The 25,415-nt window shown below is 70.7% G+C and carries 22 protein-coding genes; 19 read left to right on the top strand and 3 right to left on the bottom strand.

Annotated features, from left to right (window positions below; translation table 11 throughout):
* Position 1 precedes the first annotated feature (1 nt).
* Together VGO20_RS02545 and VGO20_RS02540 are read right to left on the bottom strand one after the other, a co-directional pair.
* A complete protein-coding gene (locus VGO20_RS02545) occupies positions 2 to 586 on the bottom strand; it encodes a dioxygenase family protein (RefSeq protein ID WP_327500714.1) in 585 nt (194 codons plus the stop codon).
* Positions 587 to 605: 19 nt separating this feature from the next.
* Positions 606 to 1,427 (bottom strand): glycosyltransferase family 2 protein, encoded by an 822-nt coding sequence (locus tag VGO20_RS02540; RefSeq protein WP_327500713.1) that lies wholly within the window; start codon positions 1,425 to 1,427, stop codon positions 606 to 608.
* Positions 1,428 to 1,631: 204 nt separating this feature from the next.
* Between VGO20_RS02540 and VGO20_RS02535 the strand changes: the two genes are divergently transcribed.
* The 10 genes from VGO20_RS02535 (at position 1,632) to VGO20_RS02490 (ending at position 13,217) form a co-directional block, all read left to right on the top strand.
* A complete protein-coding gene (locus tag VGO20_RS02535) occupies positions 1,632 to 2,060 on the top strand; it encodes a flagellar biosynthesis repressor FlbT (protein ID WP_327500712.1) in 429 nt (142 codons plus the stop codon).
* A gap of 28 nt (positions 2,061 to 2,088) precedes the next feature.
* On the top strand, positions 2,089 to 4,278 hold the full coding sequence (locus VGO20_RS02530; protein ID WP_327500711.1) for an O-linked N-acetylglucosamine transferase family protein: 2,190 nt from the start codon (positions 2,089 to 2,091) through the stop codon (positions 4,276 to 4,278).
* Between the two features lie 110 nt (positions 4,279 to 4,388).
* The gene (locus VGO20_RS02525) at positions 4,389 to 4,700 is read left to right on the top strand and encodes a chorismate mutase (protein ID WP_414639769.1); all 312 of its coding nucleotides are present in this window, start codon (positions 4,389 to 4,391) and stop codon (positions 4,698 to 4,700) included.
* Positions 4,701 to 4,807: 107 nt separating this feature from the next.
* Entirely contained in the window at positions 4,808 to 5,764 is a 957-nt protein-coding gene (locus VGO20_RS02520) for an FkbM family methyltransferase (protein ID WP_327500709.1), read from the top strand.
* On the top strand, positions 5,761 to 7,398 hold the full coding sequence (locus VGO20_RS02515; protein WP_327500708.1) for a glycosyltransferase: 1,638 nt from the start codon (positions 5,761 to 5,763) through the stop codon (positions 7,396 to 7,398). The genes VGO20_RS02520 and VGO20_RS02515 overlap by 4 nt, the downstream gene beginning before the upstream one ends.
* 17 nt (positions 7,399 to 7,415) lie before the next feature.
* Complete coding sequence (locus tag VGO20_RS02510; RefSeq protein ID WP_327500707.1) at positions 7,416 to 8,435, top strand: NAD-dependent epimerase/dehydratase family protein; 1,020 nt, start codon at positions 7,416 to 7,418, stop codon at positions 8,433 to 8,435.
* A 28-nt stretch (positions 8,436 to 8,463) separates the two neighbouring features.
* Entirely contained in the window at positions 8,464 to 9,834 is a 1,371-nt protein-coding gene (locus VGO20_RS02505; protein ID WP_327500706.1) for a nucleotide sugar dehydrogenase, read from the top strand.
* Positions 9,835 to 10,125: 291 nt separating this feature from the next.
* Positions 10,126 to 11,046: an EamA family transporter gene (locus VGO20_RS02500; protein ID WP_327500705.1), complete on the top strand. Its 921-nt coding sequence runs from the start codon at positions 10,126 to 10,128 to the stop codon at positions 11,044 to 11,046.
* A 76-nt stretch (positions 11,047 to 11,122) separates the two neighbouring features.
* The gene (locus VGO20_RS02495; protein ID WP_327500704.1) at positions 11,123 to 12,277 is read left to right on the top strand and encodes a radical SAM/SPASM domain-containing protein; all 1,155 of its coding nucleotides are present in this window, start codon (positions 11,123 to 11,125) and stop codon (positions 12,275 to 12,277) included.
* A gap of 1 nt (position 12,278) precedes the next feature.
* Positions 12,279 to 13,217: an agmatinase family protein gene (locus VGO20_RS02490; RefSeq protein WP_327500703.1), complete on the top strand. Its 939-nt coding sequence runs from the start codon at positions 12,279 to 12,281 to the stop codon at positions 13,215 to 13,217.
* 105 nt (positions 13,218 to 13,322) lie between these two features.
* Here VGO20_RS02490 and VGO20_RS02485 read toward each other — a convergent pair whose 3' ends face one another.
* Positions 13,323 to 13,826, bottom strand: coding sequence for a FlaG family protein (locus VGO20_RS02485; RefSeq protein WP_327500702.1), 504 nt, complete (start codon positions 13,824 to 13,826; stop codon positions 13,323 to 13,325).
* Between the two features lie 498 nt (positions 13,827 to 14,324).
* On the opposite strand from VGO20_RS02485, the gene sciP reads away from it, so the two are divergent.
* The 9 genes from sciP (at position 14,325) to VGO20_RS02440 (ending at position 25,236) form a co-directional block, all read left to right on the top strand.
* The gene (gene sciP / locus VGO20_RS02480) at positions 14,325 to 14,651 is read left to right on the top strand and encodes a CtrA inhibitor SciP (RefSeq protein WP_327500701.1); all 327 of its coding nucleotides are present in this window, start codon (positions 14,325 to 14,327) and stop codon (positions 14,649 to 14,651) included.
* Between the two features lie 270 nt (positions 14,652 to 14,921).
* Complete coding sequence (gene fliF, locus VGO20_RS02475) at positions 14,922 to 16,589, top strand: flagellar basal-body MS-ring/collar protein FliF (RefSeq protein ID WP_327500700.1); 1,668 nt, start codon at positions 14,922 to 14,924, stop codon at positions 16,587 to 16,589.
* 85 nt (positions 16,590 to 16,674) lie between these two features.
* Positions 16,675 to 17,415, top strand: coding sequence for a FliH/SctL family protein (locus VGO20_RS02470; RefSeq protein ID WP_327500699.1), 741 nt, complete (start codon positions 16,675 to 16,677; stop codon positions 17,413 to 17,415).
* 44 nt (positions 17,416 to 17,459) lie between these two features.
* Positions 17,460 to 17,792 carry a flagellar motor switch protein FliN gene (gene fliN, locus VGO20_RS02465; RefSeq protein WP_327500698.1) on the top strand — a complete coding sequence of 111 codons (333 nt, stop codon included), beginning with the start codon at positions 17,460 to 17,462 and terminating at the stop codon, positions 17,790 to 17,792.
* A 51-nt stretch (positions 17,793 to 17,843) separates the two neighbouring features.
* Positions 17,844 to 19,331, top strand: coding sequence for a sigma-54-dependent transcriptional regulator (locus VGO20_RS02460; RefSeq protein WP_327500697.1), 1,488 nt, complete (start codon positions 17,844 to 17,846; stop codon positions 19,329 to 19,331).
* Between the two features lie 46 nt (positions 19,332 to 19,377).
* Positions 19,378 to 21,498, top strand: coding sequence for a flagellar biosynthesis protein FlhA (flhA, locus tag VGO20_RS02455; protein ID WP_327500696.1), 2,121 nt, complete (start codon positions 19,378 to 19,380; stop codon positions 21,496 to 21,498).
* Between the two features lie 66 nt (positions 21,499 to 21,564).
* Positions 21,565 to 22,539 carry a flagellar biosynthesis protein FlhF gene (locus VGO20_RS02450; protein ID WP_327500695.1) on the top strand — a complete coding sequence of 325 codons (975 nt, stop codon included), beginning with the start codon at positions 21,565 to 21,567 and terminating at the stop codon, positions 22,537 to 22,539.
* The gene (locus VGO20_RS02445) at positions 22,536 to 23,327 is read left to right on the top strand and encodes a MinD/ParA family protein (RefSeq protein ID WP_327500694.1); all 792 of its coding nucleotides are present in this window, start codon (positions 22,536 to 22,538) and stop codon (positions 23,325 to 23,327) included. Before VGO20_RS02450 ends, VGO20_RS02445 begins: the two co-directional genes overlap by 4 nt.
* A gap of 7 nt (positions 23,328 to 23,334) precedes the next feature.
* Positions 23,335 to 25,236, top strand: a complete 1,902-nt coding sequence (locus tag VGO20_RS02440) for a hypothetical protein (RefSeq protein WP_327500693.1) — start codon at positions 23,335 to 23,337, stop codon at positions 25,234 to 25,236.
* Positions 25,237 to 25,415 lie beyond the last annotated feature (179 nt).

Below are 25,415 nucleotides of genomic sequence, written 5' to 3'. Positions count from 1 at the left end.
CTCACTCGCGGGCGAGCAGGAAGTCGAAATACAGCTCGCCCCGCCCGGCGGGGTCGCCCGACACCAGCAGCCCCGGCCGGTACAGCGGGTCGGTGCGGTTGCGCGGCTCGCCCGGGAAATAGAGCTGCGTCGTCAGCGGGCGCATGCCGGGATCGAGCACGGTGACGTGGATGTGGCGCGTGCGCGGCCCGTAGTTGCCGGGAAGGATCGTCTCCAGCCGGTAGCGGCCGTTCTCGTCGGCGAACTGGTGGCCGCGCAGGCGGTAGCCGGCGGTGTCGTAGGCCCCGTCGGCATCGGCCTGCCAGAAGTCGAGCACGGCGCCGGGCAGCGGCCGGCATTCCGGCGACAGCACGACCCCGGTCACCACGATCGGCACGCCCGCCATGCCGGGATCGCGCAGCGACTGCCGGCGCGGCGAATCGGGTGAATAGAAGGGGCCCTCGGGGTTGGGCGGCGTCGCCCCGGCGCCGCAGGGCGTGGCCGCCCGTAGCGCCCGCGCCCCCGCGGACAGGTTCCACAGCAGCGGCGCCGCCGCCGCCGCGGCGATCACGCCGCGCCGGCCCATCCGCTTCGTCCCGTCCGCCATCGCGCCCTCCTTCCGCGGGTCAGGTCCGGCCATCGGAGCCGTTCGGCCGGCCGATATGCAGGAAGACCTCCCGGTCGGCCAGGTTCGTGTGGACGCGGTGATAGATCGCCCGGACGATGGGATGGTTGAAGTTGACGGTATGCTCCTCCTTGAGGAAGAGCTGCAGCGTCTTGTTCATGTCGAGGTTGAACTGCCAGACCTCCGCCTGGTCCCAGCCCTGGCCGTATTTCTCGCCCCAGAACGACAGGAACGTCTCCATGTCGCGGTGCTGGGTCTCGTTGCGCAGCGTGGCGCTGAAGTCCTCGTGCGCCTCCATGAAGTGCAGCACGGGGAAAGGCGTCACCTCGCAGCGCCCGCCCGCCGACCACACCCGCATCCCGATGTCGACGTCGCCGAAATGCGCCCGGAAGCAGGGGCGGTAATAGCCGCCGATCTCCTCGATGGTCTTCCGGCGCAGCATCGGGAAATAGGGATAATAGATGCCGAAGACGGTCCCCATCGTCTGCGAATAGGGCGACAGGCCGAGCGCGTAGTGATGCGCCCGCCCCTCCCGGTCGAGGAAGAAGGACAAGGCCCGCTCGACCGCGCCGGGCAGCAGCAGGACGTCGTCGCAGACCGCCGCGACGATGTCGCCGGTCGCGGCCTCGTAGCCCATGGTGTGGGCGAGGCAGTTTCCCTGCGGCGTCTCCTCCTTCACCCAGCGCACGCGCGGCCCGTCGACGGGGAACGGGGAGACGACGACGATCTCGAAGTCGATGTCGCGGACCGTCTCGTTGATGTTGTGGATCGCCCGGTGCAGGACGTCCGGGAACAGGCTGGGCAGGGTGAAGGTGAGTTTCACGGGGGTGGCGTCCCGTCCGCGGCGCGAGGATGGTCGGCCGCCGGGCGGACGCCGGCCGGCCTCCGCCAGCATAGCAGCTGCGCCGGGTAATTCCATGCCGGCCATCGCGCGAGAGGTTAACACGATGTTCATCATCCCCGTCGTCTATTGGTCGCGGCGCCGTGCGTTCCGGCGCCGGCTCGGACCATCGGGGATGCGTGCACCATGACGGACAAGATCGAGATGAAGACCCTGGCGCTGAAGCCCGGCGAGACCGTGCTGCTGAACAGCGTGCCGCTGCGCCTGACCGAGGCCGGCCAGCTCGAGGTGCCGGCGGACGTCCGCGTCCTGACCCGCGAGCAGCTGATCGTCGACGCCGGCAAGGCCGACACGGTCGCCAAGCGGATCTACTTCGTCCTCCAGGCGATGAACCTCGATCCCCAGAACTACGCGGCCTACCGGGACGAGCTGCTGGAACTGCTGAGCCAGCGCGCCGAGCGCAGCGAGCTCCAGCCGATCCTGCGCAGCCTCGCGACGATCGAGCAGCTCTCGCACGCGCAGGACTTCACGGCCGCCATGGACCTCTGCCGCCACCTGATCGAGTTCGACGACGCGGTGATGCGCGACTTCCCCCAGGCCACCGAAGCGGCCTGACGTCCTCCGCAGGGTCGTCCAAGGCCGGATGTCCGAACCACCCTCCCGCACCGGCGGGGAGCTGGTCGAGGCGGCCGGGCGCGCGCTCGCCGCCGGCAGCCCCCGCATCGCGCGCTGGCTGTGCACCGAGGCGGTCGCGGCCGAGCCCCGCAATGCGGACGCGCACCGGCTGCTGGCGCTCGCCGCCGAGCAGGAGGGCGATGCCGGGACCGCGGCGCGGCACCTGCTGGTCGCCGCCGGCCTGACGCCGGGCCGGGACGAGCCGCTGCTGGCGCTCGCCGCGCTGCGCCGGGCCGAAGGCGACGACGCCGGGGCCGCCGCCGCCCTGCGCGCCGCCCTCGCCGCGGTGCCCGCGGACCCCGACACCTGGTTCGACCTCGGCAATGCCGAGCTGTCGCTCGGCCGCCTCGCCCCGGCGATCCGCGCCTATCGGCGCGCGCTGGCGCTGAAGCCGGGCCATCGGGGGGCATCGAACAACCTGGCGCTCGCGCTGTCCTCCGCCGGGGCGCCGGCCGAAGCACTCGAAGCCGTGGAGGCGGGCTTGGCGCTGACGCCCGAGGCGGACGAGCTTTGGCGGCTGGCGGCGCAGCTCCGCCTGGACACCGGCGACGCGGAGGGTGCGGCGGCCGCGGTGGACGCGGCGCTGGCGCTGGCGCCGGGCGTGCTCGACCCGGAGCTCTGCCGCGGCGTCACCACGGCGCTGCGCGACCGGCGGCGCTTCGAGGAGGCGGTGGCGCTGGCGCGCCGCGGCATCGCGATCCATCCCCTCGACGCGACGCTGGTACACCATCTCGGCGTCACGCTGTCGATGAAGGGGGAGAACGAGGCGGCGCAGGACTGCTTCCTGCAGGCGGTGCTGCTCGACCCCGCGCATCCGTTCGCGCTGAACTCGCTGGGCGTGGGCCTGTGCAATCTCGGACAAGCTGAAGCCGGCGTGCGCGCGCTGGAGCGGGCACTGTTCCTCTCGCCCTACCACACCTCGCTGCACAGCAACCTCGCCCTGAACCTCCAGTACCATCCCGGCGTCACGGCCGAACGGATCCTGGCCGTCCACCGGCTGTGGGACGAACGGCATGGCCGGCGCTGGCTGGCCCCGGCGCCGGACCCGCGGGCGAACCCGTTCCGCAGGCTGCGCATCGGCTACGTCTCGCCCGACCTGGGCCAGCACCCCGTGGGCTTCTTCCTGAAGGGCGTGATCGCCAACCACGACCGCGGCCCGTTCGAGGTCTTCTGCTACAGCAGCCGCGCCGACGAGGACCCGCTGACGGAGTTCATCCGCGGCCATGCCGACCACTGGATCGCCTGCGCCTCGACCCCGCACGAGGAGCTGCTGCACAGGATCCGCGACGACCGGATCGACATCCTGATCGACCTCGCCGGCCACACCCAGGGCAACCGCCTGCCGGTGTTCGCGGTCAAGGCCGCACCGGTGCAGGCGACCTGGGCCGGCTATGTCGGGACGACCGGGCTGTCGGCGATGGACTATTTGATCTCCGACGCGTGCCAGAGCCCGCCCGGGCATGACGGCCGCACGGCGGAGGCGGTAGTGCGGCTGCCGGACTGCTACGTCTGCTACGACCCGCCGGCCTATGCGCCGGACGTGGCGCCGCCCCCGTTCCGGCGCAACGGCTTCGTCACGTTCGGCTGCTTCAACAACCTCGCCAAGGTCAACGACGACGTCATCGCGGCCTGGGCCGGCCTGCTGCGGGGCCGGCCCGACCGCCGGCTGCTGATGCTGACCCATGCGCTCGGCACCCGGGCGGGACGCGAGAGGGTCGAGCGCGCGTTCGCCGGTCACGGCGTCGCCGCGGACCAGCTCGACCTGCGGCCCGGCGCCTTCCACCGCCAGCTCCTGGAGACCTACGGCGAGGTCGACCTGGCCCTCGACCCCTTCCCCTATTCCGGGGGGCTGACGACGCTGGAGGCGTCGTGGATGGGGGTGCCCGTCGTGACCTGGGCGGGCGAGCGCTTCTGCTCGCGCCATTCGCTGTCGCATCTGAGCGCGATCGGCGTGCCGGAACTGGCCGCGTCCGACCGCGACGGCTACCTGGCGCTCGCCGACGCGCTGGCCGACGACCCCGCGCGGCTGGAACACTACCGGCGGACGCTGCGCCCGATAATGGCGGCCTCCCCCCTGCTCGACCTGCCGGGCTTCACCCGCAAGCTGGAACTGGCGCTGCGCCGGATGTGGCAACGCTGGTGCATGCTGAACGCGTGAGCGCCGGCCGCCCGCCGGCACCTTAATCCGTGCCATTTCCGCGCGAGTTTGCAACACTCACGCGTGCCGGGCGCCGGCCCGGCACGGTGGTTCAAACAGGTATGACGCATATGGACGACAAGAATACGGCCCCCGGTGTCCCGGCGGAGCTGCTGAGGCTGCGCGACAGCATCGACAATCTGGACGCGGCGCTGATCCACATTCTGGCGGAACGCTTCAAATGCACCCAGCGCGTCGGCGAGATCAAGGCGTCATCCGGCCTGCCGCCTGCCGACCCGAGCCGCGAGACCAACCAGATCACCCGCCTCAAGTCGCTGGCCGAGAGCGCCAGGCTCGACCCGGTCTTCGCGGAGAAGCTGCTGAACTTCATCATCCAGGAAGTCATCCGCCACCACGAGGCGCTGCGCCGGCAGGCGGAGTGACGACGCCCGGCCCTGCCCCTTCCGGCCCTGCCCCTTAAGGTCTCGTTTACCGACGCCCCCGCATCATCCCCACCGGGATTCACGCCGCGCGGCGGCGCCGGGAACGCATGATGTCAGACCTCAGGAACGCCGCCGGGCACCACCCCGTCTTCGACCGCTTCGAGCGCATGGCGGCGTTCGACGACGACACCTTCCATCACAACTTCATGGGAGCGAAGGTGCGCCATGCCTACGAGCGCCGGCTGGCGGAGATCGCGCCCGGCCTCGGGCTGGAAGCGACGCAGGGCGTGATGTCGTCCGGCCGCTCGGCCGAGCACGACGCCGACCCCACCCTGCCCTCGCGCTCCAGCGAGGACTATTTCGAGTGGATCGACCTGCTGGAGGCGATCGACGGCGCGCGCGAGCGCTTCGTGATGATCGAGGTCGGCGCGGGCTACGGGCGCTGGATCGCGAACGCGGCGGCGGCCGCACGCCGGCGGCGGGGCGGCCCGGTGGAGTGCCGCTTCACCGCCGTCGAGGCGAGCTCGATGCGCTTCTCGCTGATCCCCCGCAACCTCAGGGACAACGGGATCGCGCCGGAGGAGCACCGCCTGCTCCATGCCGGGGTCACCAATGACGGCCGCCCGATCCTGATCCCCGTCAACCAGGACTACGGCGCCGCCGTGTTCCGCCATGCGGAGCTGGACGGCTACCTGGCCCAGAACGGCACGTCGCAGGTGACGGTCCGGGCGTCGGAGGGTGCCGACGTCACGATCGAGAGGGTCCCTTCCCTGCGCCTCGCCGAGCTGATCGACGGCCCGGTCGACCTGATCGACATGGATATCCAGGGCGCCGAGCTGGAGGTGCTGTCGGACGCGATCGACGCGCTGGACCGGAACGTGGCGCGCATCCACGTCGCCACCCACAACCCCGAGGTCGAGCGCCGGCTGTGCGCCCTGTTCGCGCTGCATGGCTGGACGCTCGGGCGCTGCTTCCTGTGCCACGAGGTCAACGAGACCCCCTACGGCTCGTTCCGGTTCATCGACGGGCTGCAGAGCTGGCGCAACCCGAGGCTCGGGCGATGAACCCTGCGGTCTACCGGCAGGTGGCGCGCCACCTCGCGGAGATCAACCGGCCGGAAGACGCGCTGAACCTGCTGGGCGAATGCATCCGCGCCGGCACCGGCGTGTTCCCCTGCCTGGTCGAGATGGCCGACATCGCGTACCGGTTCCAGGCCTGGGACCTCGCGCGCGACCTGTTCGGCCGCGTCGCCGAGGTCGAGCGGGGCAACCCCTCCCACCTGCTGCGGCTCGCCCATGCGCGCGCCGAGGGCGGCGACCGGGACGGGGCCGCGGCCGCCCTCGACGCCCTGCGGCGCGCGCTGGCCGAGCAGGGGCTGCCGGCGGTCCCCGAGGCCGAACCCTTCTTCGAACGCCTCTACCTGCGCCTGTGCGAGCACCACAGGGAGGGCCGGACGGAAACGGCGGAGCGGCTGCTCGACCTGTGCGTCGCATCGCACCCGTTCGCGGCCCGCGCGGCCGGCGCCGGCACACCCGCCGACCGCGCCGCCGTCGACGCGCTGCGCGCGAAGCTGGAGGCGAGCGCCCTGGCCTGGGAGCGCGGCGAGCTGCCGGCACCGGCCTTCGGCCGCGCCGGCCACGAGGCCCGGCTCGGCGCGCCGCCCGACATGCGGGGCGTCACCGTGCTGATGGTGATGCGCCGCTACTTCAACTACAGCCGCAGCTCGCGCGAGCACGAGCTGTACATGATGTTCCGGCGCACCGCCGCCGCGGCCGGCGTGACCCTGCACATGGTCGAAGGCGACGGGCTCGTGATGCCCTACGGCCAGGGCTGGCGCCAGCAGGCGGCGACCCTCGACGCCTGCGTCGCCGCCATCAACGACCTGCGCCCGGACATCGTCGTCTTCGACGCCCTTTGCGAGCCGCCGGCCTCGGGGGAGCTGTTCGGGCCGGAGACCTACCGCGCCGTCCTCGGCGACCTGAAGCGCCGGCTGCGCTTCAAGCTGGTGGGCTTCCATCCCGACGCCTGGACCGGGCAGGCGCGGCGCGCGCTCGATGCCTCGCGCGGGCTGGCGGACGGCTGGTGGACGTCGAGCACCGCGGTGTTCGACGGCGCGCCGGTCCCGGACCGCCGGCACCTGAACCTGCCCACGCCCTTCGACCCGTCCTTCTACGACGGGGACCGCCCCGGCGAGCGCGGCGGCGCCCGCTTCTTCGGCAGCGTCGCCGGCTACAACTTCACGCGCAGCGTCTGGCTGCTGCTGATGGAGCGCCTCGGCACGCCAGTCGCCGTCACCGCCTCGAACCACGGGGCGAGCGACCTGAACGCGGCGGCCGACTACCAGCGCTACGCCGACGCGCTGATGGGCAGCCGCATCTCGCTGAACTTCTCGGGCCGCAACCTCTCGACCCACATCACGACCGGGCGGGTCTTCGAGTCCGTGCTGGCGGGGTCGGTGCTGCTGGAGGAGGCGAACGCGGCGACGCCGAACTTCTTCGTGCCCTTCGTCCACTACGTCCCCTTCGCCTCGGCCCCCGAGCTGGACGCGGCCGTCCGGCTCTTCCTGGAGGACGAGGAGGCGCGGCTGCGGATGGCCGGCGCGGCGCGGCGCTGGATGGACGGGAACTACGCGCCCGGGATCGTGTGGCGGACGCTGGTCGGCTTCGCCCTCGGGCTGCCCGACGGGCGCGACTGGTAGGATCGCAAGGTGGGACGATGAGGATACTGGTTACGGGAGCCGGCGGGTTCATCGCCGGATACGTGGTGGCCGAGCTGCTGCGCCACGGGCACGAGGTCGTCGGCATCGACAACTTCTCCAAATACGGGCCGCTGCAGAAGGCGCATGACGGGCAGCCGGGCTACCGGTTCGTGCGCGGCGACTGCAAGGACGTGGCGCTGATGACGGAGCTCGCCTCGGACTGCGACCATCTCGTCGCCGGGGCCGCGATGATCGGCGGCATCTCCTATTTCCACCAGTACGCCTACGACCTGCTGGCCGAGAACGAGCGCATCGCCGCCAGCACGTTCGACGCGGCGATCGCGGCGCACCGGCGGGGCCGGCTGCGGAAGATCACGGTGCTCAGCTCCAGCATGGTGTTCGAGAGCACCGAGCGCTTCCCGAGCCGCGAGGAGGACGTGCTCGCCTCGCCGCCGCCGGTCAGCAGCTACGGCTTCCAGAAGCTCGCGGTCGAGTACTACGCGCGCGCGGCGCTCAGCCAGTACGGCCTGCCCTACACGATCGTCCGCCCCTTCAACTGCGTCGGCATCGGCGAGGGCAAGGCGCTGGGCGAGAGCGAGGTGTCGAGCGGCAACGTCAAGCTCGCGATGTCCCACGTCCTGCCCGACCTGGCCCAGAAGGCGCTGAAGGGGCAGAAGCCGCTGCACGTGCTGGGCGACGGCACCCAGGTGCGCTGCTACACGCACGGCACCGACCTCGCCCGCGGCATCCGCCTGTGCATCGAGCGCCCCGAGGCGCTGAACGACGACTTCAACATCTCGACCGCGACGCCGACGACGGTGCTCGAGCTCGCGGGGATGGTCTGGCGCGAGGTGAACGGGGACGAGCCCTTCCGCTGGGTCAGCGACCCGCCCTTCGAGCACGACGTCCGCATGCGCGTCCCGGACACGGCGAAGGCCGAGCGGGTCCTGGGCTTCCGGGCCGAGGTGCCGGTGGAGGACAGCGTGCGCGAAGTGGTGGCCTGGGTCCGGGGCGAGGTCGCGGCGGGCAGGATCTGAACGGCCCGTCCGGAGAGGGAGAGATCGAATGTTCGCCGTCGACGAGAGCAGCCCCGACCGCAACGTCTGCATCGTGGGGCTCGGCTATGTCGGGCTGACGCTGGCGGTCGTCATGGCGGAGGCCGGCTTCCGCGTCAGCGGCTGCGAGCTGAACCCCGGCTTCGTGGCCTCGATCCGCTCTGGCCGCGCGCATTTCTTCGAGCCGGGGCTGGACGAGCGCCTGGCGCTGCAGGTCGCGGCCGGGCGCATCGTCGCCGACACCGAGATGCCGCGGGACCCGGCGATCAGCCTGTACATCGTGACCGTCGGAACGCCCCTCGACGGGGACGGCCGGGTCCGGCTGGACATGGTCCGGCGCGTCGCGGGCCAGATCGCGGAGCGACTGAAGGACGGCGACGCGGTCGTCCTGCGCTCGACGGTCAAGATCGGCACGAGCCGGAGCGTCGTCCTGCCGGCGCTGGAGGCGTCGGGCCGGCGCTTCGACCTCGCCTTCTGCCCGGAGCGCACGCTCGAAGGCAAGGCGCTCTACGAACTCGCCCACCTGCCCCAGATCGTCGGCGCGATGACGCCGCAGGGAGCGGCCCGCCTGTCGCAGGTGTTCAACGCCATCACCCCGACCGTGATCCGGGTCCGCGACCCGGAAACGGCGGAGATGATCAAGCTGATCGACAACACGAGCCGGGACGTCGGCTTCGCCTTCGCCAACGAGGTCGCGCGCATGTGCGGCGCCGTGGGCGTCTCGGCGGCGGAGGTGATAAAGTTCGGCAAGCTCGGCTATCCCCGCACGAACGTGCCGCTTCCGGGGCCGGTCGGCGGGCCATGCCTCTCCAAGGACGCGCACATCCTGATCGAGAGCCTGGAAGGCCACGGGCTCGTGCCGGAGATCACGAGCGCCACGCGGCGGATCAACGAACGCCTGATGACCGAGGTCGCGGCCTGGATCGCGGCCCGGGTCGAGGAGGCCGCCGCGCCGGCCGGCGCCGGCAGGACCAGGATCGCGATCCTGGGCCTCGCCTTCAAGGGCCAGCCCGAGACCAACGACCTGCGCGGCTCGACCGTCGTGCCGCTGATCGAGGCGCTGCGCACGCACCTGCCGGCGGCCGAGTACCGGGGCTTCGACCCGGTGGTGACGGCGGCAGAGCAGGAGGCGCTCGGCCTCGTGGCGATGCCGAGCCTGCCGGACGCGTTCGAGGGGGCGCAGGTCGTCATCGTGCACAACAACCACGCCGTCTTCGCGGGCATGCCGCTGTCGCAGCTCTCCGCGCGGATGGCGCGGCCCGGGCTCGTCTACGATTTCTGGAACAACTTCGACCCGGAACGCCTCGCGATGGCGCCGGACACCCGCTACGTCGCGCTGGGAAGCCATCCGATGCCGGCGGCGGAGACGGTCGTCACGTAGTCCGGCCGAACCGGATAGCCAAATGAACAACGGTATTCGTATAAAACTTTCGGTCGTGTTTCCGTAAGCTTCCTTACGGAAACACTGTTATTCTGTTGACTCCCGAAAGCAAGCATGTAACCGTTTGCTTGGAAGCGCGATACCTCGACGCCGAATTCCGACGGATCGCAGCGTTTCGACAGTTGCCGAGACTACGTTCCCGCTCTCCGATCAATTGGCCAGACCATTGTGCCAAGACGGACCCGTGCGGCGTGGCGGAACAATTCGGCGGCGGTTACGGAGTCCCGATCAATGATGAGCGGCTATCTCAGCATCATAGTCGCGTCGATACTGTTCGGCGTGGCCGGGGCCGTCGCCAAGATGCTGTTCCACGCCGACATCACCCCGCTCGACCTCACGATTCTCAGGGCGTTCGTCGCCTTCGGCGTCCTCGCCGCTCTCGGCGGCTTGGGTATCTTCAGCCTCAGGGTCACGCGCAAGGACATACCCTATCTCCTCGGTCTCGGGCTGCTTCTGTCGGCCGTGAACTATACGTTCTATCTTTCGATCAGCCTGACGAGCGTCGCCGTCGCGATCATGCTGGAGTACACGGCACCGGTCTTCGTCCTGGTCTTCGGCATCGCGGCGGGAACGTCCCGCCTGGACAAGGCGACCTCGATCGTGCTGGCCCTGTCCATATCGGGATGCTTCCTGCTGGCGGGCGGATACGACGCCGAATTCTTCCACGAGAACTTCTGGGGCGTGATGGCGGGCCTCCTGTGCGGAGCCTCCTTCGCCCTTTACAACATCTGGGGCAACCGCGGCCATGAGCGGAAGCTCAGTTCCTGGACGATGACGTTCTATTCTTTCGGCGTTTCAGCCGTCTTCTGGGGCTTTTTCACTCCGGCCATGACCGTCGGCACGGCCAGCTTCAATCCGGAAACGATAGGCTACCTGATCTTCATCGGGGTCTTCGCAACCGTGCTGCCCTACTGGCTCTACATCTTCGGGCTGAAGACGGTCCCCGCGTTCCAAGCGACGGTGATCGGCATGCTCGACCCGATCGCCGCGGCGATCGCAGCCTTCATCCTCGTCGGCGAGGCTCTCCAGGCGGCCCAGATCGCCGGTATCGGCCTCATCCTGGCGGCGATCCTCTACCTCAAGAAACGCGACGAGAAAGAGCCGGCTCCGGCCGAACCCAGTTCGGTTCCGGAGCGCTCCACGGCAACCTGAAAGGAGTTCGTTCGCGCCCCTGGCCGTCCAGCCGCATGGCGCTCAACCGAAACCACAACTTGTACGGGAGATTGAGATGAGCATAGCATCCAATTCCGGCCGAGGCCTGCCGCACATCATCGCCGCGCAGGAGCGCATCGAAAACTTGTGGGCTGTGGGAACGGACTACTGCGAGGAGACGGTGAGCCGTGCGCTCGCCGAGAACCGAATGCTGCATCTCGACCTCGACTTCACCGGCGAATGCAAGCTGAAATGCTTCTACTGCGACCGGACCCCGGACCGGTTCAACGAAGTCCCGAACCGGACCGAGCTGACCACGGAGGATCGCAAGTCGGTCATCGCACAGGCCAAGGCGCTCGGCGCGACAACCGTGGAGTTCCCCGGTGCCGGCGAGCCCATGATCGATCCCGGCTTCTGGGAGGTCATGGAATACATCCACGACCTGGAGATGATCCCCGTCCTCTTCACCAGCGGCTACCACCTGGACCGGGAAGCGATCGACCGGCTCTACCGGCTCGGCGCGACCATCTTCATCAAGTTCAACTCGTCCGACCAGACGACCCAGGACCGCATGGTCGGGGTCAAGGGATATGGCAGCAAGGCGACCGCAGCGCTGCACATGCTCGTGGAGCGGGGCTTCAACAAATCGATTCCCACCCGCCTGGCGATCGACATGGTGGTGACACCCAAGTACCACGACCTCGAGGAAATCGAGAGAGTGTTCCGGTGGTGCAGGGACAACAACGTCCACAACTATATCATGACGCTGATCCCCGAAGGAATGGCGGACCACAAGAAGGTCATCCTGGAGAAGGAGAGGTCTAACGAGCTGCTCGGACGGCTGCAGCGGATCGACGAGGATGAGTACGGCCTGGAATACGTTCCGAGCCGCCCCATGGCCGGGGGCTACCGGCGCCGCCAGGTCAATGTCGGCCTGTTCGTGAACCTGTTCGGCGAGGTCTACGACTGCAACGGCCTGGGACGGCTGCTGGGGCATCTGCGGCGGGACAGCCTGGCCGACATCTGGACCTCCAAATGGGCCGCGCGGGTGCGCAAGCCGCTCCAGAACGGGTTCTGCCTGTTGCGCGAGCGGGTCTGGCAGGGGATCGACTCCTCGGGCATGGACCGCAAGATCGAGGACTACGAGAAATGGGAGCAGCGACACGGCGAGGACCCGGTGACGAAGCGCGCCATCGAGACCGTCCGCTCCACGCCGGCCGGGGTCGCCTGACATGAGCACGCAGGTCGTCCAGGACGAAAGCGTCCGCTGGATCGCCGAAAGCTGGGCCCGACCGGGGAGCCCTCGGCCCGAAGGGCCGAGGTTCTCCTTCCTCGGCATCCCGATGGACTACGCAGTGAGCCACCGCGCCGGTACGCGGCACGGGCCGGCAGCGATCCGAGCCGCGCTCAACACCTACAGCCTCTACTGCACCGACAAGCGCATCTCCCTCGCGGCAGCGGGGCTGGTGGACCACGGGGACGTCGACGTCGTGCACGACCTCTCCACCACTTACGCGAACATCCGGCGGGCGGTGGCCGAGATCGATCCGGGCGACACCGTCGTGTGCCTGGGCGGGGACCACTCGATCGCCGACCCGATCGTCCGCGGCCTTCAGGACCGGCTCGGCCATCGACGGCTGGGCGTCATCGTCTTCGATGCGCATTTCGATGCCCGCCCGCCGGTGCCGGGAAAGGAACATTCCGGACACTGGATGAAGACGCTCGAGGATGTGATCGACTATGGAAGTGCGGTGCAGCTCGGCATCAGCGCCCCCATCTACTCGGAGGCCTACGCGGCCGACGCCGAGCAGAAGGGGGTGCTCGTGCTCACGCCGTACGAGATCCGGCGGGCGGGATGGCGGGAAACGATCGCGAGGTCGATCGCGCACGCGACACGGAACACCGGGGGCGTCTACATATCCGTCGATATCGACGCCATCTACCAATCCCATGCGCCGGGCACGAGCGTTCCCAATCCGGCCGGCCTCCTTCCCCACGAGGTCATGGACGGCGTATTCGAGATCGCCCTCTCGGCGCCGACCGTCGGCATCGACGTCAACGAGGTCAGCCCGCCACTGGACACCCAGGACTTCACGGCGCACGTGGCCGCCCATGTCGTCCTGAACTTCATGGCTGGAGTGGTGGCCCGCCGGTCGGGCCGGAACCGCTGAGCATCGCCGGCCCGGCCGAAACGGGCCGGCATCCGCCGGAAGGCGGAAACGGGCCGGCATCCGCCGGCCGAGGCGGAAACGGAACCCACTCGATCGGTTAAGCGATCAGGCGGTCACGGCAGCGAGGCGCGCCTGGTCTCCGCGCGGCTTGTCCGGACCGGCCGCGGGGTCGACCCCGCCCACCGGCCCGTCGGCGGACGGCATGCCGAAAGCGACGACGGTCGCGGCATCCCGCCGGTCGTCGCCCGTGCGCGGGACCGCCGCCGCGGGACCTTTCGGCTCACCACCGGAATCGCGCTGCGCAGCCTCCGCCTCCCGCACCTTCTGCTGGCGCAACGAGGAGCGGTACGCCTCGAGCTGGCGTTCGGACGGGTACTGGGTCTGGACCTTGCCGGTCGCGACGTCGCGGAACGTGATCACCGTCCGCTGGGTCTCGGCGTCGAGCCGGACGACCGGGCTGTAGTACGGGCCGGCGCCCGCCCCCGCGACCGCGGCGCCCGTCGCCGGCCCCGGGAGATCGGCAGGATCCCCCGGCTGCACGACACCTTGCGGAGCCACGGCACGCAGAGCCGAGGCTTCCTGCTGCTTTGCTCCGAGGGCTTCGATCATCGGGCGATCCGTCAGGATATGCTCCTAAAGATAGTGTAACGAATTTTAACCACCGTCAAGTTTTTTTCCCCGGTCCCGACCGATCGGGAAACCGAACCTTAACCTTTGTTTTCCGGCCGGTCCGGACAGTGCGGCGTGCGGGACACGCCCGACGGACAACGCGGCCGAGCACCGAAGCCGGGCTCAGATGGGGCTGGAACACATTCCCATCATGGTGTATCTCCACCTCTTCCGTGCGGCCTAACCCGAAAGATCGGGAGGCCCGCTCCGCGACCGCGCGCCCACCGGGCAGCGCGGCTACGGGTGCGGCGCATTGATATTCAACCAGGAAGAATGGGGCCGGTCTTGCAGACACAACTCTCCAGGCAGATACTCGGCTCCACGCCCCTACCTCTTTCGATAGGCGATGACGTGCAAATTAGCAGTTTATTAAACTGCTGCGGGTATCGTCACGCTCCAAGCCGATGAGGGAGAAAACGGCGCGAGGTAACGGGTCTGATGACGCCCACGAGTAACGAACCGGCTGCGGACGCGGCCGGCGGAAAGGGGACGATGCTGATGACGGAGGCGGACCTGCCGCCCCCCGACACCAAGCGCTGGGTGATGCGGCGCAAGGCGGAAGTCGTCGCCGGGGTTCGTTGCGGCCTCATCAGCCTCGAGGAGGCATGCCGCCGCTATACCCTGTCGGTCGAGGAATTCCTGTCCTGGCAGCGCCTGATCGACAGCCATGGCGTCCGCGGGCTCCGCGCAACGCGGCTACAGGACTACCGCAATTCCGCGGAGAAGTCCGGCATCATTCCCTCGTCCTCGACGGCGGCGGAGTGATACCGGCGCACGCGCCCGCCCGTACGCCCTGCTTCCTGAGCCCGTACCGCGCGTTCCCGGCCAAGCGGACGCACGCGATACGGTAGCGCCGGCCGGTACAGTACGGGAACTAGGCAAAATCTGCCGCCTCGTTAACCGTTCATTCACGAAGAATCCATAGGATTCACAACGGTCGGTGGCTCGAACTCTCGGCCGCGATCCGCGAGGCGGAACCGTCGCGCGGGTCGGGGCGGGTACGGCCGGGTCCGATACGGTTCGGGGACGAGACGCGTGAACAACCTCCTGCAGACGTTGCGGAATCTCGGACCGGTGCGGCTTGCCGCGATGGGAATCGTGGGGCTCGCGTTCATCGGCTTCTTCGTGTACCTGGCGACGCGCCTGTCCTCGCCGGAATTCTCCCTGCTCTACCGCGAGCTCGAGAGCGCCGACGGCGGGGCGATCGTCCGCAAGCTGGACGAGTTGAAGGTCCCGTACCAAGCGAGCGCCGACGGCACGACCATCTCGGTCCCGTCCGACCAGGTCGGACGGCTCAGGATGGTGATGGCCGAGGCCGGCCTGCCGAGCGGGGGGTCGCTCGGCTACGAGATCTTCGACAAGCCCGAAGGCTTCGGAACCACGAGCTTCATCCAGAACATCAACCATCTGCGCGCGCTCGAGGGCGAACTGGCCCGCACCGTCGGCACCCTGGCCGGCATCCAGCAGGCCCGCGTCCACCTCGTCCTGCCCAAGCGCGAGATGTTCAGCCGCACCCGCCAGGCGGCCACGGCCAGCGTCTTCCTCAGGCTGCGTCCCGGCGCGCAGATCGGGCGCGAGCAGATCGCGGCGATCCAGCACCTCCTGGCCGCGGCGGTGCCGGAACTCGAACCATCGCAAGTCTCGATCGTCGACGACCGCGGCAGCCTGCTCGCCCGCGGCATGGGCGCCGACAGCCGCGAACTGCTGATGGCGACCGCGGACGAGAAGCGCCTCGCCTTCGAGCAGCGGACCACCCGCACCATCGAGGACCTGCTGTCGCGCACGCTCGGCTACGGGAAGGTCCGTGCCGAGGTCTCGGCCGAGCTGGACTTCGACCGCGTCGTCACGAATTCCGAGATCTTCGACCCCGACAGCCAGGTCGTCCGCTCGACCCAGACCGTCGAGGAGAGCAACCAGTCGAACGAGCGCGACGCGCTGGACGCCGTGACGGTGGCCAACAACCTGCCGACCGCCGAGGACGACGCGCTCGGGTCCGGGGCGCAGGCCGAGAACCGCAGCAACCGGACCGAGGAGACGGTCAACTACGAGATCAGCAAGACGATCCGGGAGCACGTCCGCGAGACGGGGCAGGTCCGCCGGCTCTCGGTCGCCGTGCTGGTCGACGGCATCTACAACCGGACCGCCGAGGGCGAGACCGAGTACCAGGCCCGCCCGCCGGAGGAGCTGGCCCAGATCGAGGCGCTGGTGCGCTCGGCCGTCGGCGCCGATCCGGCGCGCGGCGACACGATCGAGGTCGTGAACATGCGCTTCGCGACCCCCGAGGCCGAGTTCGCGGACGCGGGCGACACGACCATCCTGGGCATGGCGCGCGAGGACGTCTTCCGGATCGCGGAGATGGTCGTGCTCGCGGTGGTCGCCATGCTCGTGATCCTGCTGGTGATCCGGCCGCTGATGGCGCGCGCCTTCGAACGTGCGCAGGAGGTTTCTCCGGAGGACGAGGCCGAGCGCCTGCTGACCGACCAGTCGACGGCACAGCCGCAGCTCATGGGTCCGGGGGCGCTGGCCCAGGACCTGGCGCTCGAGGAAGCGGCCATGGGCGAGGAGCTGGAGCAGATGATCGACATCAACCGCGTCGAAGGGCGCGTGCGGGCATCCTCGATGCGCAAGGTCGGCGAGATCGTCGACAAGCATCCCGAGGAGGCGGTCTCCATCATCCGCAACTGGCTGTACCAGGAAACCTGACGACCGCCCGCCACAGTCCCTGACCTCGCCGCAGTCCCTGACCCGCCGCAGTCCCTGACCCCGCCGGGAGCCGCCGGAACAACGCATGTCGACGACCCGCAAGTTCCTCTTCGACACCTCCTTCGACGACCCGACCCGTCGCCGCGAGGAGCTCGAGCCGCCACCGCCACCGCCGCCGGTGCCGGAACCCGAGCCCGAGCCCGCACCGCCGCCGGAGCCGACCTTCAGCCGCGAGGAGCTGCTGCGCGCGCACGAGGACGGCTACGCCGACGGTTTCGCCGCCGGCAAGGCGGCGGCCGAGACGGCGGCGGCGCAGAGGCTGGCGGACGTGCTGGCCGCGGCCGAGGCGGCGCTCCTGGCCATGCTCGCCCAGGCCGAGGCGTCCGCCGCCGACCGGCGCGACGAGGCGGCGCGCATCGCGATGGCGATCGCCCGCAAGCTGCTGCCCACCCAGGCGCGCCGGCACGGCCTGGCCGAGGTCGAGGCGATGATCGAGGACTGCGTCGCCGAGATGATCGAGGAGCCCCGCCTCGTCGTGCGCGTCCACGACGAGATGCTGGACGAGATCGCCGGGCGCATCGACGCCCTGACGACGGCGCGCGGCTTCGCCGGCAAGACGATCGTGCTCGCCGACCCGACGCTCGGCTACGGCGACTGCCGGGTCGAATGGGCCGAAGGCGGCGCCGAGCGCGAAGCCGAGCGGCTGTGGCGCGACCTGGACCGCATCGCCGGCCGCCTGCTCGGCGGCGGGACGGCCGGGCAGGCGGGCGGCGGTGCCCGCGCGCATGCGGCCGCGGTGCCGCCCACGACGATGGCCGAGGGCTGAGCCGTGACGGCTTCGGCCCCCCGACACCTTCTCAGGAGAGCCTAATGGCGACCAAGGACAGCTTCTCGCTCGACGAACTGGAGAACGGCGGTCGGGGAGACCTCGCGGATTTCGACCCGTCGGGCCCCGCCACCCGGGACCTGGAGGCGGTCTACGACATCCCGGTCCAGATCTCGGCCGTGCTCGGCAAGGCCACGATGCAGGTGAGCCAGCTCCTGAAGCTCGGCCGCGGCGCGGTCGTGGAGCTGGACCGCAAGGTCGGCGAGGCGATCGACATCTACGTCAACAACCGGCTGGTCGCGCGCGGCGAAGTCGTCGTGGTCGAGGACCGCCTCGGCGTGACCATGACCGAAATCATCAAGTCCGACCGGTCGTGAGCGGCCGCGCGGACATAGAAGCCCCGATCGTACCGGAGGCGAGAGGTTAGGATGCGGCTGCTGATCGTCGGCCTGCTCGAAGGCTACATCTCGGAAGCTGGCAGGATCGCCCACCAGCGCGGAGCGAAGGTCTCGCACACCGACAGCGTGGAGAAGGCGCTCGATGCGCTGCGGGGCGGCCGGGGCGCCGACCTGGTGATGATCGACGTCAAATTCGACGTCGCGCGCCTGGTCGACAGCCTCAAGGCGGAGCGCATCAACACGCCGGTCGTCGCCTGCGGCATCGGCACCGACGCCCAGGCCGCGGTGCGGGCGATCCGGGCGGGGGCCAAGGAATACATCCCGCTGCCCCCCGACGCGGAGCTGATCGCCGCCGTGCTCGAGGCGGTGGTCGAGGACAGCCACGCGATCGTCAGCCGCGACCCGGCCATGGCGTCGGTGCTGCGCCTCGCCGACCAGATCTCGCCAAGCGACGCCTCGGTGCTGATCACCGGCGAGAACGGCACCGGCAAGGAGCTGATGGCGCGCTACATCCACCGCAAGAGCCGGCGCGCCGACCACGTCTTCGTCGCCGTCAACTGCGCGGCGATCCCGGACAACCTGCTGGAATCCGAGCTGTTCGGCCACGAGAAGGGCGCCTTCACCGGCGCGGTGGCGCGGCGGGTCGGCAAGTTCGAGGAGGCCCAGGGCGGCACGCTGCTGCTCGACGAGATCTCCGAGATGGACATCCGCCTCCAGGCGAAGCTGCTGCGCGCGATCCAGGAGCGGGTCATCGACCGGGTCGGCGGCACCCAGCCGGTCAGGGTCGACATCCGCATCCTCGCGACCTCCAACCGCAAGCTGGAGGAGGAGGTCCGCGCGGGGCGCTTCCGCGAGGACCTTTTCTTCCGCCTCAACGTCGTCAACCTGCGCCTGCCCCCCCTGCGCGAGCGGCCCAACGACGTCCAGGTGCTCGCCTCCCATTTCGCGCACAAGTACAGCGAACTCAACGGCCTGCCCTACAGGCCGCTGGCCGACGCCTCGGTCGACCTCCTCATCCGCCATCACTGGAGGGGCAACGTGCGCGAACTGGAGAACACCATCCATCGCGCGGTGCTGCTCGCGCGCGGGGCCACGATCGAGCCCGACGCCATCATGCTGACCGGCGACACCCGCCCCGACGACCCGGTCCCGGAGCCCCGCGCCATGGCCGAGCCGGCCTGGCAGCAGCCCGCCCCCGTCCCCGCCGGGGCCGGCCGGGCGGCGGCCGGCTACGCGGCCTATGCGGGCGGCCGGATCATGACGCCGCCGCCCGAACCCGCGCACGCCGCGGGAGACGCCGTGACCGCCGGCACCGTCGCCTCGCTGGTCGGGCGCACGGTCGCGGACGTCGAGCGCGACCTGATCATCGAGACGCTCAACCATTGCCTCGGCAACCGGACCCATGCCGCCAACATCCTCGGCATCTCGATCCGGACGCTGCGCAACAAGCTCCAGCAGTACCGCCAGGAAGGGGTCCCCGTGCCCCTGCCGGGCGAGCCCGACCGGGCGTTCCCGTGAGCGCATCCCCGCATAGCGTGCCGCATACCCGCGGGAGAGCCGGCCGATGACCGACGGTACGGGAGGGCGCGCGGCGGGTTTCGGCGGGGCGGACCTGCTGGCGCTGGCCAAGACGAAGCTGCTGCGCGGCGACGTCGGCCTGGCGCTCGGCCTGGTGCTGATCCTGGTCGTGCTGATCCTGCCCATGCCGGCGATCCTGCTGGACATGTCGCTCGCGATCTCGATCACCTTCTCGGTGATGATCCTGATGACGGTGCTGTTCATCCAGAAGCCCCTGGAGTTCAGCTCCTTCCCGGCGATCCTGCTGATCGCGACGCTGCTGCGCCTCGCCCTGAACCTCGCCTCGACCCGCCTGATCCTGTCCCAGGGGCACGAGGGGACGGACGCGGCCGGCGCGGTCATCGAAGCCTTCGCCGACTTCGTGATGCAGGGCGACTTCATCATCGGCATCATCGTGTTCGCGATCCTGACGCTGGTGAACTTCGTCGTCATCACCAAGGGCTCCGGGCGCATCGCGGAGGTCGCGGCGCGCTTCACCCTGGACGCGATGCCGGGCAAGCAGATGGCGGTCGACGCCGACCTGTCGGCGGGCATGATCGACGAGGCGGAGGCGCGCCGGCGCCGGCGGGAGCTCGAGCAGGAGAGCACCTTCTTCGGCGCCATGGACGGCGCGTCGAAATTCGTGCGCGGCGATGCGATCGCCGGCCTCGTGATCACCTTCATCAACGTGATCGGCGGCATGGTGATCGGCTTCGCGCGGCACGACATGCCGTTCATGGAGGCGGCCGACACCTACGCGACGCTGACGATCGGCGACGGCCTCGTGTCCCAGATCCCGGCGCTGATCGTATCGGTCGCGGCGGGCATGCTCGTCTCCAAGGCCGGGGTGCAGGGCGCGGACAAGGCGGTGCTGGGCCAGCTCACGACCTATCCGACGGCGCTCGGCCTAGCCTCGGTGCTGCTGCTGGCGCTGGCGGCGCTGCCGGGCATGCCCTTCGTGCCGTTCCTGCTGCTCGCGACCGCGGCCGGCGCCGGGGCCTGGTACCTGCCGCGCATGCGTGCGCGCAAGGCGGCGGAGACCCGCGCCTCCGAGGCGGAGGCGGCGGCCCTGCCCCATGCGCCGGTCGCCGACGAGCCGATCGCCACCGCGCTCTCGATCGACCTCGTCCGCCTGGAGCTCGGCTACGCGCTGCTGAGCCTGATCAACGCCGACCAGCCGGGCGCGCGCATGACCGAGCAGATCAAGGGCCTGCGCCGGCAGCTCGCGGGCGAGATCGGGTTCGTGATGCCCTCGGTCCGCATCCAGGACAATCTGCAGCTCCCGCCCAACGGCTACGTGATCCGCATCAAGGAGATCGACGCCGGGCGCGGCGACATCCGTCCCAACATGCTGATGGTGATGGACCCGCGCGGCGACGCCATCACCCTGCCCGGCGAGCAGACGACCGAGCCGACCTTCGGCCTGCCGGCGACCTGGATCGACCCCGCCTACCGCGAGGAGGCCCTGTTCAAGGGCCTGACCGTCGTCGACCCCTCCACCGTCGTGGTCACCCACCTGACCGAGGTGATCAAGGACAACATGTCCGAGCTCCTGTCCTACGCCGAGACGCAGAAGCTGCTCGACGAGCTGGACCGGGTGCACCAGAAGCTGGTCGCGGACGTCATCCCGGCCCAGATCACCGTCAGCGGGCTGCAGCGCGTGCTGCAGAACCTGCTCTCCGAGCGGGTGTCCGTGCGCGACCTGCCGACCATCCTCGAGGGCGTCTCGGAGGCCTGCGGCTTTACCCGCAACATCACCATGATCACCGAGCACGTGCGCACGCGCCTCGCCCGGCAGATCTCCGACGCCAACACCAACGAGTCCGGCTTCATCCCGCTGGTCACGCTGTCGCCGGAATGGGAGCAGGCCTTCGCCGAGGCGCTGGTCGGCGACGGCGAGGAGCGCCAGCTCTCCATGGCGCCGAGCCGGCTGCAGCAGTTCATCACCGCCGTCCGCCAGACCTTCGAGCGCCACGCCATGATGGGCGAGACGCCGGTGCTGCTGACCAGCCCCGGCATCCGCCCCTACGTGCGCTCGATCGTCGAGCGGTTCCGGCCGGCCACGGTCGTGATGTCGCAGAACGAGATCCATCCGAAGGCGAAGATCCGAACGCAGGGGCAGATCTGACCATGGCGCTGAAAGGACCCTGACGTGCGGCTCAAGAGCTTTCACGCACCGAGCATGGCGGAGGCCATGCGCGCCGTCCGGGCCGCGCTGGGGGACGATGCCATCATCGTCGCCACGCGGGAGGAGGAAGGCGGGGTGCGCGTCACGGCGGCCATCGACGAGGCGGGGCCCGCGGCGCCGGCCCCGCCCGCGGCCCCGGTCGAACCCCGCCGCGCATTGCCGCCCAGCGTCCATCCCACGCCCGAGATCGACGTCGCGGACGCGATCACGGACGCGCTGCGGCGCCACGGCACGCCGCGCGCCGTGGCCGAGCGCATCGTCGAGGCGGCGACCGCCTTCGACACCGACGATCCGCTGCTGGCGCTCGGCGCCGGGCTCGACACGCTCTTCACCTTCGCCCCCCTGCCCGCGGCGGCGGCGCCCAAGCCGATCATGCTGGTCGGCCCGCCCGGCGCCGGCAAGACGCTGACGGTCGCCAAGCTCGCCGCGCGGGCGACCCTGAAGGGGCAGCTGGTCGGCGTCATCACCACCGATACCGTGCGCGCCGGCGGGGTCGAGCAGCTTCAGGCGTTCACCCGCCTGCTGAAGCTGAGGCTGCTGGCGGTCGAGGACACGCTGGCGCTCGCGGACGCCCTCGAGGTGCAGCGCGGCGTCGAGCAGGTCCTGATCGACAGCGCCGGCCGCAACCCCTTCGACGCCGGCGACATGGACGACCTCGCCGAGCTGCTGGGCGCGGTCGAGGTCGAGCCGATCCTGGTGCTTCCGGGCGGCGGCGATCCGGTCGAGACCGCGGAGGTCGCGCGCTGCTTCCATCGGCTCGGCGTGCGCCGCCTGCTCGTCACCCGCCTCGACATGACCCGGCGGCTCGGCGGGCTGCTCGCGGTCACCCACGAGGTGGGGCTCGCGTTTTCCGACGTCAGCGTCACCGCCAAGGTCGCCGAGGGCCTGACGCCGCTCAACCCGGTCACCCTGGCACGACTCCTGCTCCCCTCCTCCGCGCCGGCACGCTCCGTTGCCAAGCAAACGGGAACCTTCTCATGACCGACCTGTCCCCGGCCCTCCCGACAAACGCGATTCCCCTCAGGGGCTATAACGTCGTCGCCGTCGCCAGCGGCAAGGGCGGAGTCGGCAAGACCTGGCTGTCGATCACCCTGTCGCACGCCCTCGCCCGGCTGGGCAGGCGCACGCTGCTGTTCGACGGCGACCTCGGCCTCGCCAACGTCGACATCCAGCTCGGCCTGATGCCCAGGAACGACCTGGGCGCGGTGATGGACGGCACGCTGCCGCTGGCCGCCGCGGCGGAGCGCTTCGCCGAGGGCGGCTTCGACATCATCGCCGGGCGGTCGGGCTCGGGAAGCCTCGCCAACCTGACGCCGGCGCGGCTCGGCGAGCTGCGCAGGGACCTCGTGGAGGTCGCCCGCTCCTATGATGCCGTCGTCGTCGACCTTGGCGCGGGGGTCGACCGGACGGTACGCCACCTTGCCGGGCCGGCCGGCATCACGCTGGTGGTCACGAACGACGAGCCGACGTCGCTGACCGACGCCTACGCCTTCATCAAGGTCACGCACGCGGCGAGCCCGAACGCGGACCTGCGCGTCGTCGTCAACATGGCCAGCTCCGTGCGCGAGGGCGAACGGACCTACGGCACCATCCTGAAGGCATGCCAGAACTTCCTGAAGTTCTCGCCCCCGCTGGCCGGCATCATCCGGCGGGACCCCCGGGTCCGCGACGCGATCCGCAACCAGAGCCCCCTGCTGCTCCGCTCGCCGGGGGCCGACGCGGCCGGAGACGTGGAAGCCGTCGCCCGCCGCCTCTTCGCCCCGCAGTGAGGCCGGCATGGCCGGGGTCGCGCCGCCACCGCCGGTAGCGCCGGCCGGCACCGGCAGTTCCGGCGCCGGCGCCGCGTCGCAGGCGGCGAGCCCGGCGCCCCAGGCCGTCGGCGAGGTGGAGATCGAGCAGCTTCCCCAGCGCCTCGCCCATCTGACCCGGCCGGCCGTCCTGACCGGCACGCCCACGGGCGAGACGGCCGGCGGGCTGGTACGGCTGCGCACGCCGATGGGCGAGATCGTGCTGCGGACCACCGTGCCGCTGCCCGCCGACCGGCCCGTGACGCTGCAGATCCCGGCCGGGAATCCCCCCACCCGCGCGCAGGCCTTCGTCGCGCTCCAGGCGCCGCCGGTCCAGGGGCAGGCGGTCCAGGGGCAGGCGGTCCAGGGGCAGGCCGCTCCGCCCCAGATCCCTCAGGCCCAGATCCCCCAGGCCCAGGGCCTCCAGCCCCCGGCGGGGCAGGCGGCGGCGCAACCGCCTCCCCAGGCGCCGCTGCGGCCCGGAACGGTCGTCGCCGCGACGATCGTCGCCGCCGCGCAACCGCCCGTCACACAGCCCGCGGCCGCGCCCGCGACGCCATCGCACCATGTTCCGCCCGGCGCCCCACCCGGCGCCGCCGCCAGCGCCGCGGCCGCCTATGGCGCCCGCGCGGCGGCTCCCCAGGCGCCGGCGCCCCAGGCATCCCCGACCGCCCCGCCGCCCGCCGCCACCGTGCCGGAAGGCACCCAGGCGCCCGCGCGCGGCGCGGCCCCCCCGCCTTCGTCTCCTCCGCCATCGTCCCCTCCGCCCGCGACTCCGGCGAGGGCGGCCATGCCCGCCGCCGGAGCCGCGCCGGCGCCACTACCGGTGCCGGTGCGGCCGCAGCCGTTATCCCAGGCGCCGCAGGCCTCCCCGGCCCCGGCCCCAATCCAGCCGTCGACGCAGCCTGCGACCCCGGCGTCCACCCTGCCCGCGTCCGGGCTGCGCCAGGGCGCTCCCGTCGACCTCCACGTGCTGCGGCTTCCCGGCGCGGCGGCAGGATCGTCGGGCGCCGCCGCGCCGGCGCCTGCCGCCCCTCCCCCGCCCGGCCCGGTGCTCCAAGCCGTAGTGACCGGCACGTCCCCAGGCGGACAGACGATCCTGGCGTCGGGCAACGGGCCGCTGGTGGTGCAGGCGCGCGCCGTCCTGCCGCCCGGCACGGTGGTCGCGATCGCGCTGCCGGCCGCCCCGCCCCCGGCGGCCTTCAGCCCGCTGCACGGCGGCGAATGGCCGAGCCTGCGCCATGCCCTCGATGCGCTGGCCCAGGCCGACCCGGGAGGGACGCGCGCGCTGATGTCCGCCGTGCTGCCGCAAGCGGGACCGCGCCTGGCCGGCGCCATCGCGCATTTCACCGGCGCCGTGCGCCAGGGCGGAGACGCGCGGCGCTGGATCGGCGAGCGCGCGGCCCAGGCGCTGGAGACCACGAACCGCAAGGCGATGTCGGCGCTGGAGGATGATTTCAAGACGCTGTCCCGGCAGGCGGCGGAGCCGTTGCCGGGCGACTGGCGCGCCTACTCGCTGCCGTTTTCCGACGGGCAGGCGATCGCGCGCATCCAGCTCTTCGTGCGCCGGTCCGACGACGAGGAGACGGACGGCACGGAGCGCAGCGGCGGCAAGGCGCGCCGGTTCCTGATCGACGTCGACCTGAGCGCGCTGGGAAAGATGCAGTTCGACGGTCTCGTGCGCGACAAGCGGTTCGACCTGATCCTGCGAACGCGCGACGTCCTGCCGGCGGAGATCCGGCAGGACGTTCAGAACCTGTTCACGGTCACGCTCGACGGGCTGGGCCTGACCGGGTCCGCCTCGTTCCAGGGCGGCGGCGAGGGCTGGGTCGTCGTGCCCCCGTCCCCCGGCGCGGCAGGTGCCGGCGGAGAGCGGGGGCTGATCGCCTGACCCGCCTCCGCCGGCCCCCGTTCACCGGGGCGGCCTGCGCCGGCCTTACTGGCCGGCCTTACTGGGAGGTCACCGGCTCGTCGGGAACGGCCTCGATGGCCTCCTCGGTCTGCTCGAGCGCGTCCTCGATCACGACGCTGGGCTCCTCGACGGCGCCGCCCACGGCGGTATCCTCGACC

This window comes from Arenibaculum sp., from assembly GCF_035998295.1.
Taxonomy (GTDB): Bacteria; Pseudomonadota; Alphaproteobacteria; order Azospirillales; family Azospirillaceae; genus DASYHS01.
The sequence above is the reverse complement of the archived record's forward strand: the minus strand, read 5'-3'. Positions and strand labels throughout refer to the sequence as shown.

What these genes read in the sequence shown, in the direction of transcription:
- VGO20_RS02450 (WP_327500695.1), top strand. Translation starts at nt 21,565, where the DNA reads ATGCGCGCCGTCCGGGCCGCGCTGGGGGACGATGCCATCATCGTCGCC.
- VGO20_RS02515 (WP_327500708.1), top strand. Translation starts at nt 5,761, where the DNA reads ATGAACCCTGCGGTCTACCGGCAGGTGGCGCGCCACCTCGCGGAGATC.
- VGO20_RS02545 (WP_327500714.1), bottom strand. Translation starts at nt 586, where the DNA reads ATGGCGGACGGGACGAAGCGGATGGGCCGGCGCGGCGTGATCGCCGCG.
- VGO20_RS02505 (WP_327500706.1), top strand. Translation starts at nt 8,464, where the DNA reads ATGTTCGCCGTCGACGAGAGCAGCCCCGACCGCAACGTCTGCATCGTG.
- VGO20_RS02530 (WP_327500711.1), top strand. Translation starts at nt 2,089, where the DNA reads ATGTCCGAACCACCCTCCCGCACCGGCGGGGAGCTGGTCGAGGCGGCC.
- VGO20_RS02440 (WP_327500693.1), top strand. Translation starts at nt 23,335, where the DNA reads ATGGCCGGGGTCGCGCCGCCACCGCCGGTAGCGCCGGCCGGCACCGGC.
- VGO20_RS02485 (WP_327500702.1), bottom strand. Translation starts at nt 13,826, where the DNA reads ATGATCGAAGCCCTCGGAGCAAAGCAGCAGGAAGCCTCGGCTCTGCGT.
- VGO20_RS02470 (WP_327500699.1), top strand. Translation starts at nt 16,675, where the DNA reads ATGTCGACGACCCGCAAGTTCCTCTTCGACACCTCCTTCGACGACCCG.
- flhA (WP_327500696.1), top strand. Translation starts at nt 19,378, where the DNA reads ATGACCGACGGTACGGGAGGGCGCGCGGCGGGTTTCGGCGGGGCGGAC.
- VGO20_RS02520 (WP_327500709.1), top strand. Translation starts at nt 4,808, where the DNA reads ATGATGTCAGACCTCAGGAACGCCGCCGGGCACCACCCCGTCTTCGAC.
- VGO20_RS02535 (WP_327500712.1), top strand. Translation starts at nt 1,632, where the DNA reads ATGACGGACAAGATCGAGATGAAGACCCTGGCGCTGAAGCCCGGCGAG.
- fliN (WP_327500698.1), top strand. Translation starts at nt 17,460, where the DNA reads ATGGCGACCAAGGACAGCTTCTCGCTCGACGAACTGGAGAACGGCGGT.
- VGO20_RS02490 (WP_327500703.1), top strand. Translation starts at nt 12,279, where the DNA reads ATGAGCACGCAGGTCGTCCAGGACGAAAGCGTCCGCTGGATCGCCGAA.
- VGO20_RS02525 (WP_414639769.1), top strand. Translation starts at nt 4,389, where the DNA reads ATGGACGACAAGAATACGGCCCCCGGTGTCCCGGCGGAGCTGCTGAGG.
- VGO20_RS02495 (WP_327500704.1), top strand. Translation starts at nt 11,123, where the DNA reads ATGAGCATAGCATCCAATTCCGGCCGAGGCCTGCCGCACATCATCGCC.
- VGO20_RS02460 (WP_327500697.1), top strand. Translation starts at nt 17,844, where the DNA reads ATGCGGCTGCTGATCGTCGGCCTGCTCGAAGGCTACATCTCGGAAGCT.
- VGO20_RS02510 (WP_327500707.1), top strand. Translation starts at nt 7,416, where the DNA reads ATGAGGATACTGGTTACGGGAGCCGGCGGGTTCATCGCCGGATACGTG.
- VGO20_RS02500 (WP_327500705.1), top strand. Translation starts at nt 10,126, where the DNA reads ATGATGAGCGGCTATCTCAGCATCATAGTCGCGTCGATACTGTTCGGC.
- sciP (WP_327500701.1), top strand. Translation starts at nt 14,325, where the DNA reads ATGACGCCCACGAGTAACGAACCGGCTGCGGACGCGGCCGGCGGAAAG.
- VGO20_RS02445 (WP_327500694.1), top strand. Translation starts at nt 22,536, where the DNA reads ATGACCGACCTGTCCCCGGCCCTCCCGACAAACGCGATTCCCCTCAGG.